13 protein-coding genes and 5 tRNA genes are annotated in these 14,008 nt (G+C 52.4%); 15 read left to right on the top strand and 3 right to left on the bottom strand.

Annotated features, from left to right (window positions below):
• Nucleotides 1–25: 25 nt before the first annotated feature.
• On the bottom strand, nucleotides 26–913 hold the full coding sequence (locus AC6I8W_RS16255) for a dihydrodipicolinate synthase family protein (protein ID WP_497835833.1): 888 nt from the start codon (nucleotides 911–913) through the stop codon (nucleotides 26–28).
• A 166-nt stretch (nucleotides 914–1,079) separates the two neighbouring features.
• Between AC6I8W_RS16255 and tam the strand changes: the two genes are divergently transcribed.
• The 15 genes from tam (at nucleotide 1,080) to luxS (ending at nucleotide 11,812) form a co-directional block, all read left to right on the top strand.
• Nucleotides 1,080–1,856, top strand: a complete 777-nt coding sequence (gene tam, locus AC6I8W_RS16250) for a trans-aconitate 2-methyltransferase (RefSeq protein WP_497835832.1) — start codon at nucleotides 1,080–1,082, stop codon at nucleotides 1,854–1,856.
• A 100-nt stretch (nucleotides 1,857–1,956) separates the two neighbouring features.
• The gene (pncC, locus tag AC6I8W_RS16245) at nucleotides 1,957–2,451 is read left to right on the top strand and encodes a nicotinamide-nucleotide amidase (protein WP_497835831.1); all 495 of its coding nucleotides are present in this window, start codon (nucleotides 1,957–1,959) and stop codon (nucleotides 2,449–2,451) included.
• 96 nt (nucleotides 2,452–2,547) lie between these two features.
• The gene (gene recA, locus AC6I8W_RS16240; RefSeq protein ID WP_480365216.1) at nucleotides 2,548–3,618 is read left to right on the top strand and encodes a recombinase RecA; all 1,071 of its coding nucleotides are present in this window, start codon (nucleotides 2,548–2,550) and stop codon (nucleotides 3,616–3,618) included.
• A 107-nt stretch (nucleotides 3,619–3,725) separates the two neighbouring features.
• Nucleotides 3,726–4,235 carry a regulatory protein RecX gene (locus AC6I8W_RS16235; RefSeq protein WP_497835830.1) on the top strand — a complete coding sequence of 170 codons (510 nt, stop codon included), beginning with the start codon at nucleotides 3,726–3,728 and terminating at the stop codon, nucleotides 4,233–4,235.
• Nucleotides 4,236–4,371: 136 nt separating this feature from the next.
• Nucleotides 4,372–6,999: an alanine--tRNA ligase gene (alaS, locus tag AC6I8W_RS16230; RefSeq protein ID WP_497835829.1), complete on the top strand. Its 2,628-nt coding sequence runs from the start codon at nucleotides 4,372–4,374 to the stop codon at nucleotides 6,997–6,999.
• A 249-nt stretch (nucleotides 7,000–7,248) separates the two neighbouring features.
• On the top strand, nucleotides 7,249–7,434 hold the full coding sequence (gene csrA, locus AC6I8W_RS16225) for a carbon storage regulator CsrA (protein WP_013510212.1): 186 nt from the start codon (nucleotides 7,249–7,251) through the stop codon (nucleotides 7,432–7,434).
• A gap of 283 nt (nucleotides 7,435–7,717) precedes the next feature.
• A tRNA-Ser gene (locus tag AC6I8W_RS16220) sits at nucleotides 7,718–7,810 on the top strand.
• A gap of 9 nt (nucleotides 7,811–7,819) precedes the next feature.
• A tRNA-Arg gene (locus tag AC6I8W_RS16215) sits at nucleotides 7,820–7,896 on the top strand.
• An 87-nt stretch (nucleotides 7,897–7,983) separates the two neighbouring features.
• A tRNA-Arg gene (locus AC6I8W_RS16210) sits at nucleotides 7,984–8,060 on the top strand.
• Nucleotides 8,061–8,117: 57 nt separating this feature from the next.
• Nucleotides 8,118–8,194, top strand: a tRNA-Arg gene (locus tag AC6I8W_RS16205).
• 53 nt (nucleotides 8,195–8,247) lie between these two features.
• Nucleotides 8,248–8,324 (top strand) — tRNA-Arg (locus AC6I8W_RS16200).
• 195 nt (nucleotides 8,325–8,519) lie between these two features.
• A complete protein-coding gene (gene yqaB / locus AC6I8W_RS16195; protein ID WP_497835828.1) occupies nucleotides 8,520–9,086 on the top strand; it encodes a fructose-1-phosphate/6-phosphogluconate phosphatase in 567 nt (188 codons plus the stop codon).
• Nucleotides 9,083–9,511 carry a YqaA family protein gene (locus tag AC6I8W_RS16190; protein ID WP_497835827.1) on the top strand — a complete coding sequence of 143 codons (429 nt, stop codon included), beginning with the start codon at nucleotides 9,083–9,085 and terminating at the stop codon, nucleotides 9,509–9,511. Before yqaB ends, AC6I8W_RS16190 begins: the two co-directional genes overlap by 4 nt.
• Before the next feature lie 31 nt (nucleotides 9,512–9,542).
• Nucleotides 9,543–11,147, top strand: a complete 1,605-nt coding sequence (gshA, locus tag AC6I8W_RS16185; RefSeq protein WP_497835826.1) for a glutamate--cysteine ligase — start codon at nucleotides 9,543–9,545, stop codon at nucleotides 11,145–11,147.
• Nucleotides 11,148–11,296: 149 nt separating this feature from the next.
• Nucleotides 11,297–11,812: an S-ribosylhomocysteine lyase gene (gene luxS / locus AC6I8W_RS16180; RefSeq protein WP_480365201.1), complete on the top strand. Its 516-nt coding sequence runs from the start codon at nucleotides 11,297–11,299 to the stop codon at nucleotides 11,810–11,812.
• A gap of 53 nt (nucleotides 11,813–11,865) precedes the next feature.
• Here luxS and AC6I8W_RS16175 read toward each other — a convergent pair whose 3' ends face one another.
• Together AC6I8W_RS16175 and AC6I8W_RS16170 are read right to left on the bottom strand one after the other, a co-directional pair.
• Nucleotides 11,866–13,152 carry an HlyC/CorC family transporter gene (locus tag AC6I8W_RS16175; RefSeq protein WP_497835825.1) on the bottom strand — a complete coding sequence of 429 codons (1,287 nt, stop codon included), beginning with the start codon at nucleotides 13,150–13,152 and terminating at the stop codon, nucleotides 11,866–11,868.
• A gap of 13 nt (nucleotides 13,153–13,165) precedes the next feature.
• On the bottom strand, nucleotides 13,166–13,966 hold the full coding sequence (locus tag AC6I8W_RS16170) for a cytochrome C assembly family protein (RefSeq protein WP_013510206.1): 801 nt from the start codon (nucleotides 13,964–13,966) through the stop codon (nucleotides 13,166–13,168).
• Between the last annotated feature and the right edge of the window lie 42 nt (nucleotides 13,967–14,008).

Here is a 14,008-nt window from a genome sequence, read left to right as displayed (position 1 = left end):
CGGCGCTGTGCCGTCCGTGTTTCAGTCATCCCAGCAAACGTTCTATCTCAGCACACTGTGTGGCATTTAACTCACCGCCATAGTTGCGCGAGCGGGTAGTCATTGAGGCAAAACGGCGGGCAACGGCGGTTTTAATGGTGGTGACGAAATCATCACCAATGGTATAGATCGCCATTAGCTGACCGATGCGTTGTTGAAGGGTGGTTAACTGGTGCAAATCACCTGCGCGCCACGCCTGCATCGCCTGGGCAAACAGCTCAGGCACAATATTATTCAGCCCGGAAATCGCCCCCGCACCTCCTGCCAGCAGATTGGGCAGCAGGTATTCGTCATATCCTGACAACACCGCAAAATCGCTACGTACTTTCCGTGTTTCCTCAATCAACGCGCGGTTGTGCGACAGACAATCGACGGTGTCTTTAATACCGATAAAATTGGGCAATTCTGCCGCTAACTCAGCCACCAGCGCCGGGGTTAAATCGCAACCGGTGCGCGCCGGGAAATTATAGGCAAACCACTTACCCCCCAATTGCTGATCCAGCGCTTTGAAGTAACTCAGCAGCTGCTTCTGTGTCTGCCCATAGTAATAAGGAGGGAGCACCATCACTGCATCAAAACCGTTTTGCCATGCAGTCTCAGCCAGTTGCAGCATATCCGGCACGCAGGTACTGGACACGTTCGCGACCATCGTCAATGGCGAGAGCTGGCGTGCTTCACGTAGCAAACGTAGCCGTTCCTGCTGGGTGAGTGACGCAAATTCGCCAATGCTGCCCATTAACAAAATTGTATCAATTCCTGACGTATTGAGCCGGGAAAAGTGACGACCCAGGGCATCAACATCCACGTCACCGTGGTTATCAAAAGGGGTTACCGACGGACACCAGACGCCAGCCAGTGCGGGTTGTGTTGCCATAGTAAGCTCCTTGCTGTTAAAAATGAAACGTCGTTTTAACTTAATATCCTTCGTGATAACTGACCAGACTCTGATGGTTAAAAAGGTGAAGTAACGCACTTTTCCTCCCCTGAAAGTGGGAAAAGCGGGTAGTGTTTTGCTCTTCGGGTAAAACAGGAGCGTTCAAATGCAAGACTGGAATCCACAACTGTATCGGCAGTTTGAATCAGAAAGGACGCGCCCGGCACGCGAGTTGCTGGCGCGGATCGCAACCCCTGATGTGCGCTATGCCACAGATTTAGGTTGCGGACCGGGCAACAGTACCGAATTACTGGCTCAGGCATGGCCGGAAGCGCTTGTCCTCGGTATCGACAGTTCAGAAGCGATGTTGGTGCAGGCGCGCGAGCGTCTTCCCAATTGCCGTTTTGCGCAGGCTGATATTCGTTACTGGCAGGCGGAACAGCCGCAGCAGGTGATTTACGCTAATGCATCGCTGCAATGGTTGGGCGATCACCAGGCGTTGTTGCCACATCTGGTCAGCCAGTTGGATATCGGCGGCTCCCTGGCGATTCAGATGCCCGATAATCTTGACGAACCTTCACATCGCCTGATGCGGGAAGTAGCGGCAGATGAGCGCTGGCAGGCGCATATTTCGCCTAAGGCTGCCGATCGTAAGCGCTTACTGACCACCGAACAATATTATGATTTGCTGAGTGATACCGGCTGTGAGGTTGATATCTGGCGCACAACTTATTACCACGTAATGTCTGATGCCCAGGCCATCATAACCTGGCTGCGTGCTACGGGATTGCGTCCTTTCCTCGCCGGTCTGGATGATAGCCAGCAACGAGCCTTTTTAGCGGAGTATCATCAGGCGTTAATTCCTGCTTATCCGACCCGCAGCAACGGCAAGGTTTTGCTGGCTTTCCCGCGTCTTTTTATGGTGGCGATGAAAACCCGCTGAAGTTGGTGGAACCCCGCGCGCAAAACGCGACATCGGGGTTGAAAAGGGTCCTCCGCCGCACCATTTCCTGTTAACGTGAGCGCCAGACAAGGAGAAGGCGATGAACGATGCACAGTTACAACAGTTGAGTCGTCGTATTGGCGAGCAGCTGAAAATGCGCAAGGCAACTATTACTGCGGCTGAGTCCTGCACGGGCGGCTGGATTGCCAAAGTGTTTACCGATATCAGCGGCAGTTCTGCCTGGTTTGAACGCAGTTTCGTCACCTATAGCAACGATGCCAAACAGCAGATGGTCGGTGTGCAGGCCAGCACGCTGGCGCAGTTTGGTGCGGTGAGCGAGCAGACCGTGCGCGAGATGGCGGCAGGGGCGTGTAAAGAGGCGGCTGCGCAGTATGCCATTGCCGTCAGCGGCATCGCGGGACCGAATGGCGGTACACCGGAGAAGCCGGTTGGCACCGTCTGGTTTGGCTTTGCCGGGCCTGAAGGGCGCGTAATGGCGCAGTGTCAGCGCTTTGATGGCGATCGTGATGCCGTGCGGCGTCAGTCCGTCGCCTGGGCGCTACAAACGCTGCATGATGAATTTCTGACAAATTAAACTTGATACTGTATGACTGTACAGTATAATTACCGGCAACAGAACGCGAGCTGGCATACAGAGATGCCCGCTTACCCGGCATGATTAGGAGTGGAAATGGCGATTGACGAAAACAAACAGAAGGCTTTAGCTGCCGCGCTGGGCCAGATTGAGAAACAATTTGGTAAAGGCTCCATCATGCGCCTGGGTGAAGACCGCTCGATGGACGTTGAAACCATCTCCACCGGTTCACTGTCACTGGATATCGCGCTGGGCGCTGGTGGCCTGCCTATGGGCCGTATCGTTGAGATTTATGGTCCAGAATCTTCGGGTAAAACCACGTTGACCCTGCAGGTGATTGCCGCAGCACAGCGTAAAGGTAAAACCTGTGCGTTTATCGATGCTGAGCATGCGCTGGATCCGGTCTACGCGAAAAAACTGGGTGTTGATATCGATAACCTGCTGTGTTCGCAGCCGGATACCGGTGAACAGGCATTGGAAATCTGTGATGCGCTGGCGCGCTCCGGTGCTGTCGACGTGATCATTGTTGACTCCGTTGCGGCCCTGACGCCGAAAGCTGAAATTGAAGGTGAAATTGGCGACTCCCACATGGGTCTGGCTGCTCGTATGATGAGCCAGGCGATGCGTAAGCTGGCCGGTAACCTGAAACAGTCCAACACGCTGCTGATTTTCATTAACCAGATCCGTATGAAGATTGGTGTGATGTTCGGTAACCCGGAAACCACCACCGGTGGTAACGCGCTGAAATTCTACGCTTCCGTACGTCTCGATATTCGCCGCATCGGCGCCATCAAAGAAGGCGACGAAGTGGTGGGTAGCGAAACGCGCGTAAAAGTGGTGAAGAACAAGATTGCCGCACCGTTCAAACAAGCTGAATTCCAGATCATGTACGGCGAAGGCATCAACACCTTCGGTGAACTGGTCGACCTGGGCGTCAAGCACAAACTGGTTGAGAAGGCGGGAGCCTGGTACAGCTACAACGGTGAGAAGATTGGTCAGGGTAAAGCTAACTCGACCAATTTCCTGAAAGAGAATCCGGCGATCGCTAATGAGATCGATCAGAAGCTGCGCGATATGCTGCTGACGGGTGCCACGGCTACGGCGGGTGCTGCGGAGGTTTCCGCTGACGACTACGAAGAAGCCAGCGAAACTAACGAAGATTTCTGATACCGCAACGGGAGCACTCTGCTCCCGTTTTGTTTTTCCCCCGCCAGCACTTTCCCTCTGTGAATTCTTGCTTTACCCTGCGCCACTGTCTGAACAAGGTAGATCATATGTCATTATCACCGACACCCGCGCCAACCTTTGCCCGCTTACTGGACCGTGCGATGCGAATCCTGTCACAGCGCGACCATAGCCGCGAAGAGTTAAAAGGGAAGCTGCAACTCTCTAATCAGCGCTCAGCCTGGATGAAGCAGGAAGCGGTCGAGCCGATCCCGGATGAACTGCTGGAGCAAGTGGCAGACTGGTGTCAGCAAAACGGTTGGCTCAACGATCAACGTTTCACGGAGCGCTTTATCATTAGCCGCAGTCGCAAAGGATATGGCCCGCAGCGTATCCGCATGGAGTTGCAGCAGAAGGGAATTGCGCGCGATGACATTGACCAGGCGCTGTTTGATACCGAGGTCAACTGGGTGGCGTGTGCCGCCAGCCTGGCAACGCGCAAGTTTGGCGATCCGCTGCCACAAGATTGGGCAGGGAAGAGCAAGGTTCAGCGTTTTTTGATGACAAAAGGCTTTCTGATGGAAGATATTCAAGCCATTTTCAGAAATTTTGATGACTGAAAGGCGATGGGATTTTACTTCCCACTGAAGAAAATTTATCTTATTCCCACTTTTTGTTCCTCAGTCAGCGGTGGGTCGGGCGCATACGACTTGCCAGACGAAAGGGAACGTTCGTTAGCGTGATTCCAGGAAATTTATGAGCAAGAGCACTGCTGAGATCCGTCAAGCGTTTCTCGACTTTTTTCATAGCAAGGGACATCAGGTTGTAGCCAGCAGCTCCCTCGTACCGAACAACGACCCGACGCTGCTGTTTACCAATGCCGGGATGAACCAGTTTAAAGACGTTTTCCTCGGTCAGGATAAGCGCGATTACTCGCGTGCGACCACGTCGCAGCGCTGCGTGCGTGCCGGTGGTAAGCACAATGACCTCGAAAACGTGGGCTACACCGCACGCCATCACACCTTCTTTGAAATGTTGGGCAACTTTAGCTTTGGCGACTATTTCAAAAAAGACGCGATTGCTTATGCCTGGGAACTGCTGACGGGTGAGCAGTGGTTTAAGCTGCCGAAAGATCGTCTTTGGGTGACCGTCTATGAAACGGACGATGAAGCCTATGACATCTGGGCGAATGACATTGGTATCCCGCGCGAACGTATTATCCGCATCGGTGATAACAAAGGTAGCGCTTACGCCTCTGACAACTTCTGGCAGATGGGAGATACCGGCCCTTGCGGTCCGTGCAGCGAAATTTTCTTCGACCATGGCGATCATATCTGGGGTGGCCCTCCGGGCAGCCCGGAAGAAGACGGCGACCGTTACATTGAAATCTGGAACATCGTGTTCATGCAGTTTAACCGTCAGGCTGACGGTACGATGCAGCCGTTGCCAAAACCCTCAGTCGATACCGGTATGGGGCTGGAGCGTATTGCGGCGGTGTTGCAGCACGTTAATTCCAACTACGAAATCGACCTGTTCGCCAAACTGATTAAGTCTGTGGCGGAAGTGACCGGTGCGACTGATCTCGGCAACAAATCGCTGCGCGTTATTGCTGACCATATCCGATCCTGTGCCTTCCTGATTGCCGACGGCGTGATTCCTTCGAATGAAAACCGCGGTTATGTACTGCGTCGCATCATTCGTCGCGCGGTACGCCACGGCAATATGCTTGGCGCGAAAGATGCCTTCTTCTACAAATTGGTTGCGCCGCTGATTGAGGTGATGGGTTCAGCGGGTGAAGATCTGCAACGTCAGCAGGCTCAGGTAGAAAACGTGCTGAAAGCGGAGGAAGAGCAGTTCGCGAAAACGCTGGAGCGTGGTCTGGCATTGCTGGATGAAGAACTGGCGAAATTGCAGGGTGATACCCTTGATGGTGAAACCGTCTTCCGTCTCTATGACACCTTCGGCTTCCCTGTCGACCTGACGGCAGATGTTTGCCGTGAGCGCGATCTGAAGATCGACGAAGCCGGGTTTGAAGTAGCGATGGAACAGCAGCGTCAGCGTGCACGTGAGGCCAGCGGCTTTGGTGCCGATTATAACAACGTGATTCGTATTGACTCGGCCTCTGCGTTTAAAGGCTACGACCAGCTGGCACTGGCTTCCACTGTGCAGGCGTTGTTTGTTGATGGTCAACCTGTTGAGCAGGTCAGTGCAGGTCAGGATGCTGTCGTGGTGCTGGATGAAACGCCGTTCTACGGTGAATCAGGCGGTCAGGTGGGGGATACCGGCGTATTGACTGGGAATAATGCTGAATTTAGCGTCCAGGATACACAGAAGTATGGTCAGGCGATTGGTCATATCGGTAAGCTTACCCAAGGTCAGTTGCGTGTCGGCGATCGCCTGAATGCTCAGGTTGATGAAGAACGTCGCGCACGTATTCGCCTGAACCACTCAGCGACGCACCTGCTACATGCTGCGTTGCGTCAGGTTCTCGGTGAGCATGTGGCGCAGAAAGGTTCGTTGGTAAACGACAAGTACCTGCGTTTCGACTTCTCGCATTTTGAAGCGATGAAACCGCAGGAAATTCGTCAGGTTGAAGATATTGTCAACGCCCAGATTCGTCGTAACCTGGCGGTTGAAACCAATATCATGGACCTGGAAGCGGCCAAAGCGAAGGGAGCAATGGCACTGTTTGGCGAGAAATACGACCAGCGCGTACGTGTGCTGAGCATGGGTGATTTCTCAACCGAGCTGTGTGGCGGTACTCACGCGGCACGTACCGGTGATATTGGCCTGTTCCGCATTCAGTCTGAGTCAGGTACTGCGGCGGGAGTGCGTCGTATCGAAGCCGTTACCGGTGAAGGTGCACTGGCGCAGGTCAATGCGCAAAGCCATCAGTTGCAGGATATCGCGCATCTGGTGAAAGCCAACAGCAGCAACCTGAACGAGAAAGTACGCGGTCTGGTGGATCACGTTCGTGCACTGGAAAAAGAGCTGCAACAACTGCGTGACCAACAGGCCGCGCAGGAGAGTGCCTCCCTCAGCAGCAAAGCCATTGATGTGAAAGGCACCAAACTGTTGGTGAGTGAGCTGAGCAACGTAGAACCTAAGATGCTGCGTACTATGATGGACGATCTGAAAAATCAGCTCGGTTCCGCCATTATCGTGCTGGCAACTGTCGCGGAAGGCAAAGTGTCGCTGATCGCCGGGGTGACCAAGGACCTGACCGACCGGGTTAAAGCGGGCGAACTGGTTGGTGAGCTGGCGGCCCTGGTGGGTGGCAAAGGTGGTGGTCGTCCGGATATGGCACAGGCGGGTGGTACTAATCCGCAGGCACTGGCCGGTGCGCTTGCGGGTGTTCAGGAGTGGGTTAGCAATCGACTGTAACGAAATAAAACTAAGCATCGTGGAGAGCGTCAGGAACAGATGTTCCGGCGCTTTTTAACGCGATGTGCACCAGGTAATGACAAAGTCAGGTTGAGGAAGTGTATTTCGGCTAAACTAACTATCAGCAGAATGTATTGGCGTGACAAACCACAATGGTGTATTTGTCATAGACATTGTTCGGCAGTATATGATGGATATGGCCGGGAACCCGAACAGGCCCGACTCTTTTAATCTTTCAAGGAGCAAAGAATGCTTATTCTAACTCGTCGAGTTGGTGAAACCCTCATGATTGGCGATGAGGTGACTGTAACGGTGCTGGGAGTTAAAGGTAACCAGGTCCGTATTGGCGTCAATGCACCTAAAGAGGTCTCAGTGCATCGCGAAGAGATCTATCAGCGCATCCAGGCAGAAAAAGCTCAGCCTACGAGTTACTAACGGATTCAGCGCCTCGCTTTACGGCGAGGCGCTACCGCTTTCCCCTGCTTTTCTGCTTTCCCTGCTATTTTCTTCTTTGTCGTTTTGTTATCTGCATCGACCTTTTACTGTTGATTAATCACTCTTTTTGTCGGCAAATTGCGCGGATTGTCTGTCATTTGTGCAAACGAACGTGTAGTGGGAAAAATTGTTTGACTTATAAATGCGGGAAAGTAATATGTGCGCCACGCAGTGCCGATGAGCGGAAACAAAGTTCAGAAGCACAGTTCGTCAGAACGCGTAAGGTGAGGTGGCCGAGAGGCTGAAGGCGCTCCCCTGCTAAGGGAGTATGCGGTCAAAAGCTGCATCCGGGGTTCGAATCCCCGCCTCACCGCCATTTTTCGATGCATCCATAGCTCAGCTGGATAGAGTACTCGGCTACGAACCGAGCGGTCGGAGGTTCGAATCCTCCTGGATGCACCATCGAAAAAGATGTCGTAAAGAGTGAACGAGCAGTTCCTTTCGTGGTGAGTTGTTAGCACCCTGCGTTGTACAAGAATTTTCAGAAATGCATCCATAGCTCAGCTGGATAGAGTACTCGGCTACGAACCGAGCGGTCGGAGGTTCGAATCCTCCTGGATGCACCATTCTCGTATCATTCCCAGGTTGATTTCAGTTAGTCCATTGTAAGAAAATCTCTCAATGCATCCATAGCTCAGCTGGATAGAGTACTCGGCTACGAACCGAGCGGTCGGAGGTTCGAATCCTCCTGGATGCACCATTCTTTGTCTCATCACCTAATTTAGTCAGCCCGTCGCAAGAAAAACTCTCAATGCATCCATAGCTCAGCTGGATAGAGTACTCGGCTACGAACCGAGCGGTCGGAGGTTCGAATCCTCCTGGATGCACCATTCTCTCGGCTTTACTCTTCGTTCAAACAAAAACACTGAATTAACCGCCATTTATGCGCGGCACCGTTTTCTCACCTTTTTCTTAAATCCAAAATTGCTAATGCTTTCAAAGCATTTGCTGTTAAGCACACCTGGCGACAACCTGAACGCATTACGTTAAAGTAAGGGCACCTTTGCAGGACGTCCGGAGTGACAATGTACGACCAATATGACGCCTTGATTTTCGATATGGACGGCACGATCCTCGATTCTGAGCCGACACATCGAAAAGCCTGGCATCAGGTACTTAGCCGCTATGGTTTCACCATTGATGACGAAAAAATGGTGAGCTTTAATGGTGCGCCAACCTGGCAGCTGGCGCAATTTATCATCGAGCAAAACAACGCCTCGCATGATCCGCATTTGTTGGCGGCGGAAAAGACCGTGGCCTTCAAAGCGATGCTGCTGGATAGCGTCCGTCCGTTGCCGCTGATGGAGGTGGTAAAGGCTTATCATGGTCGTCGCCCGATGGCAGTAGGTACTGGCAGCGAACACAGTCTGGCAGAAGCGCTGCTGAAGCAATTGGGCGTTTATCATCTTTTTACCGCAGTCGTCGGCGCTGATGATGTTCAGCGCCATAAACCGCAACCTGATACCTTCTTGCGCTGTGCCGAATTGATGGGCGTCGCACCTGCGCGCTGTGTGGTATTTGAGGATGCTGATTTTGGCGTTCAGGCAGCCAAAGCGGCAGGCATGGATGTGGTTGATGTCCGTTTACTGTGAATGAATTTCTGACTTATGGCTCGTTATTCGGCAGTAGCTTTCTGAGTGCCACCCTGCTTCCGGGAAGCTCAGAGGCGGTGCTGGTCGCCCTGTTGATCGCCAAAAAAGGGTCGGTCTATGGGTTGCTATTGGCGGCATCAGTGGGAAACACGCTGGGCGGCCTGACGAACATTTTTCTTGGTCGCCTGATGCCGCCAAAAGGGCAGGGACGATGGCATAGCACAGCAATGACGTGGTTACACCGATTCGGACCTGCAGCCCTGCTGTTTAGTTGGCTGCCCGTCGTGGGCGATCTGCTCTGCGTCTTTGCAGGATGGTTGCGCATTGGCTGGCTTCCGGCGCTGTTGTTTCTCGCCATCGGTAAAACACTGCGTTACATCGTTATCGCGACGGTCACTTTGCAAGGTTTGCAATGGTGGCATTGATTCGCACAGATTCGAGGCTACGGTTAACATTATGCTGAACAAAAATAAATTATTCGCACAGCGGGAGGTTAATGTGATCCCGGACGTATCAAAAGCGCTTTCCTGGCTGGAAGCGCATCCCGACGCGTTAAAAGGTATCGGCCGTGGCATCGAACGCGAAACGTTGCGCGTCGAGCCGGATGGTCACCTGGCAACTACCGGGCACCCGGAGTCCTTGGGTTCAGCGCTGAAGCATGATTGGATTACCACCGATTTTGCTGAAACGCTGTTGGAATTCATCACGCCTGTTGATCAGAACATTGATCACATGCTCAGTTTCCTGCGCGACATTCACCGCCATGTAGCGCGAGAATTGGGTCAGGAGCGCATGTGGCCGTTTAGCATGCCCTGCATCATTGAAGATGCGGATAAAATCGAGCTGGCGCAGTACGGCAGTTCCAATATTGGCAAAATGAAGACGCTGTATCGTCAGGGTTTGAAAAATCGCTATGGCGCGCTGATGCAGACCATTTCAGGCATCCATTATAACTTCTCGCTGCCGCTGTCATTCTGGCGTGAGTGGGCGGATGTCAAAGATGCGGAAAGCGGTAAAGAAACCATCTCAGCCGGATACTTGCGCCTGATTCGCAACTACTATCGCTTCGGTTGGGTGATTCCGTATCTGTTTGGTGCTTCGCCCGCGATTTGTTCCAGCTTCCTGCAAGGTCGGGAAAGCAACCTGCCGTTTGAAACGAACGATAAAGGTACGCTGTGGCTGCCGTATGCCACTTCGCTGCGTCTGAGCGATCTGGGTTACACCAATAAATCGCAAAGTGGACTGGGTATTACCTTTAACTCGCTGGAAGGGTATGTTGCCGCGTTGAAAGCCGCTATCAAAACCCCTTCTGAAGAGTATGCGGCGATTGGCACCAAAGATGCCGATGGTAACTGGTTGCAGTTAAATACCAACGTGCTGCAGATTGAGAACGAACTGTATGCGCCGATTCGTCCGAAGCGCGTAACGCGTAGCGGTGAAGCGCCTTCAGATGCGCTGCAACGCGGCGGTATTGAATATATTGAAGTTCGTTCTCTGGATATTAACCCATTCTCCGCGATTGGCGTCGATTCGAACCAGGTTCGTTTCCTCGACTTGTTCCTGATTTGGTGTACGCTGGCAGATGCGCCAGAAATGAGTGCGGATGAGTTGCTGTGCAGTCGTAAAAACTGGAACCGCGTGGTGCTTGAAGGCCGTAAGCCAGGCCAGATGATTGCCGTAGGTTGCAGTGAAACCCAGCATACCCTGGTTGAAGTGGGTAAGGCGTTGTTTGTCGACCTGCGTCGCGTGGCGGAAGTGCTCGACAGCAACGAGGGCAGCACGCAATATCAACAGGTTTGCGATCAACTGGTAGCATCGTTTGATGATCCTGAGCTAACCTATTCGGCGCGCATCCTTCATGCAATGAAGGAGAATGGTTTAACCGGAACCGGTGTGGCACTGGCTGAACAGTACCGTCATCTGCTGTGTGAGGAACCGCTTGAGGTTCTGAGTGAGGATGATTTTACACGTCAGGCACAGGATTCAGTGCTCGCGCAAGAGACGCTGGAACAGAGTGATACGCTGGATTTCGCCAGCTATCTTGCCAGCCGGGAAGGGTAAAAAAGAAAAGGCCACATCACTGTGGCCGAATAAACATCTCTGTTGTCAGGGATGATGATAACAAATGCGCGTCTTTCATATATTCAGACGTTAGGCGAACAGAAAAGTTTCATCGTTTTAAAAAAATTCTCAAAACAGGAGGTGACAATATGCCACTGCTGGATAGTTTTACTGTAGATCACACCATCATGGCGGCGCCCGCAGTGCGTGTTGCAAAAACCATGAAAACTCCTCATGGCGATACCATCACCGTTTTTGACCTGCGCTTCTGCCGACCAAACAAAGAGATTCTGACCGAGCGTGGTATTCATACGCTGGAGCATCTTTTCGCCGGATTTATGCGTAACCACCTTAACGGTGAAGGCGTTGAAATCGTTGATATCTCACCGATGGGTTGCCGCACCGGGTTTTACATGAGCCTGATTGGTGCGCCAGACGAACAACGTGTGGCGAAAGCGTGGAAAGGGGCGATGGAAGACGTTCTGAAAGTTAAAGAACAAAACCAGATCCCGGAATTGAACGAGTATCAATGTGGTAGCTACAAGCTGCATTCACTGGATGAAGCACAGCAGATTGCACGCAACGTGCTGGCAAGCGAGATCGGCGTTAACTATAACGACGAGTTGAAACTGCCGGAAGAGAAATTGCACGAGCTGCACATCTAGTATTTGCTGATGCAGAAAGAAAAAAATGCCGCGTTTATCGCGGCATTTTTATGTCAGGAACCGATCGATGATTTGAGCGGCGTGTGTGGTGTAATCCGCACCTGCTTTACCATGTTGTCCTGTACGTCGAGAATATCGATATCGTATTTGCCAACCAGTACCTGAGTATTCACCTGCGGAATCTCTTCCAGTACTTCCAGCAGCATTCCGTTGATGGTACGGGCTTCCTCTTCCGGTAGCGACCAATTGAACGCTTTGTTAATTTCGCGCACGTTAGCACCGCCTTCAATCAGCACCGAGCCATCAGTCTGAGGCATCACTTCTTCTGCCAGCGTTGGCGACATTGATGTGGTGAAATCACCGACAATCTCTTCAAGAATATCTTCGATGGTTACCAGGCCTTTAATATCGCCGTATTCATCAACGACCAGGCCGACCTTTTTCTTGTTGCGCTGAAACTTCACCAACTGAATATTCAGTGGTGTCCCTTCAGGCACGTAGTAGATTTCATCTGCGGCGCGCAGCAGCGTTTCTTTGTTAAACTCTTTTTTCTCGGTCATCATGCGCCAGGCTTCGCGCACCCGCAGCATGCCAACACAGTCGTCCAACGAGTCGCGAAACAAAACGATACGACCATGTGGAGAGTGGCTAAGCTGACGTACCACCGATTTCCAGTCGTCATTGACGTTGATGCCGACAATCTCGTTGCGCGGCACCATGATGTCTTCAACACCCACCTTTTCCAGGTCCAGCACTGACAGCAGCATATCCTGATTACGACGCGACATCAGGCTACGTGATTCATACACAATGGTGCGCAACTCTTCTTTGCTCAATGCTGAGTTGATTGAACCATCAGTTTTGATGCCGACCATACGCATCAAAATGCGCGTAATGGTATTCAGCAGCCAGACCAGCGGCAGCATGACGTATTGCAGCGGCGCGAGCAGGAAACTACTGGGGTAAGCGACTTTCTCCGGGTAGAGCGCTGCGATGGTTTTTGGCAGCACTTCGGCAAATACCAGCACCACAAAGGTCAGGATACCGGTAGCAATCGCCACACCGGCGTCGCCATATAAACGCATGCCGACAATTGTGCCTAATGCTGATGCCAGGATGTTGACCAGGTTATTACCGATCAGCACCAGGCTGATCAGACGATCCGGACGGCGCAGCAGCTTTTCGACGCGACGCGCACTACGTTGACCGTTTTTCGCCTGATGGCGCAGTTTGTAGCGGTTGAGCGTCATCATGCCGGTCTCTGAACCGGAGAAATAGGCCGAGACCAGCACCATGATGACCAGGGTGATGATCAGCGTGGTGGTTGAAACATGTTCCAACGCAAAAATTCCTTTAGTGAGACGATTGGGTGAGCAGGTGTTGCAGTACACGGCTGCCGAAGTAGGCCATCGTCAGCAAAATTGCACCGCTGCAGTTAAACCAGACGACGCGACGACCGCGCCAGCCTTCGTGGTAGTGCCCCCAGAGCAAAACGATATAAACAAACCAGGCAATAATCGACAGCACCGCTTTATCCACGTTTTCGGCGCTGAACAGGTTATGCATATAGAACAGGCCGGTCACCAGTACCAGCGTCAGCAGCACAACACCAATCTGCGTGATGTGGAACATTTTGCGCTCAATGCTAAGCAATGGCGGCATATCCTGGGTGAACGCCAGTTTTTTATTTTTCAACTGATAATCGATCCACGCCAGTTGTAACGCATACAGGGCCGCGATGATCAGTGTCGCGTAAGCAAACAGCGACAAACCGATGTGGATCATCATGCCAGGTGTGGTTTCCAGATGCGTAATAAATGCATTGGGCACGAATGTGGCAAAGGCCAGATTAATCAGCGCGAAACTGTAGACAACCGGAAGCAGCAGCCAGCCCCGATTGCGCGATGCGACAATAGTCATAATCGCGCAGATCAGCAGGCTGACCAGCGAGCCGATATTCAGCAGGCTGAGATTTTGTCCGTTGTCGACGGCAAAAATACGTTGTTGTAACGCCACGGCGTGGGCGATCAGCGCCACGCAGGCGGAGAGCACAGCAAAGCGTCGCCAGCCACCATTGCGTTTCAGCAGGCTGGGGATGATCAAAGCAAGGCTGAGAGAGTAGGCGAACAACGCCACGATCGCAAAAACGAACATAGATCCTTTCAGGTGTCAGTCAGATAAGGAAAAAACTAGTAT

The organism is Pantoea sp. X-Soil-TKNS-1211 (assembly GCF_059730495.1).
The sequence above is the reverse complement of the archived record's forward strand: the minus strand, read 5'-3'. Positions and strand labels throughout refer to the sequence as shown.

Coding starts and splice junctions, on each gene's coding strand:
- AC6I8W_RS16235 (WP_497835830.1), top strand. CDS start 3,726: ATGTCATTATCACCGACACCCGCGCCAACCTTTGCCCGCTTACTGGAC.
- pncC (WP_497835831.1), top strand. CDS start 1,957: ATGAACGATGCACAGTTACAACAGTTGAGTCGTCGTATTGGCGAGCAG.
- gshA (WP_497835826.1), top strand. CDS start 9,543: ATGCTGAACAAAAATAAATTATTCGCACAGCGGGAGGTTAATGTGATC.
- yqaB (WP_497835828.1), top strand. CDS start 8,520: ATGTACGACCAATATGACGCCTTGATTTTCGATATGGACGGCACGATC.
- csrA (WP_013510212.1), top strand. CDS start 7,249: ATGCTTATTCTAACTCGTCGAGTTGGTGAAACCCTCATGATTGGCGAT.
- tam (WP_497835832.1), top strand. CDS start 1,080: ATGCAAGACTGGAATCCACAACTGTATCGGCAGTTTGAATCAGAAAGG.
- AC6I8W_RS16170 (WP_013510206.1), bottom strand. CDS start 13,966: ATGTTCGTTTTTGCGATCGTGGCGTTGTTCGCCTACTCTCTCAGCCTT.
- luxS (WP_480365201.1), top strand. CDS start 11,297: ATGCCACTGCTGGATAGTTTTACTGTAGATCACACCATCATGGCGGCG.
- AC6I8W_RS16255 (WP_497835833.1), bottom strand. CDS start 913: ATGGCAACACAACCCGCACTGGCTGGCGTCTGGTGTCCGTCGGTAACC.
- alaS (WP_497835829.1), top strand. CDS start 4,372: ATGAGCAAGAGCACTGCTGAGATCCGTCAAGCGTTTCTCGACTTTTTT.
- recA (WP_480365216.1), top strand. CDS start 2,548: ATGGCGATTGACGAAAACAAACAGAAGGCTTTAGCTGCCGCGCTGGGC.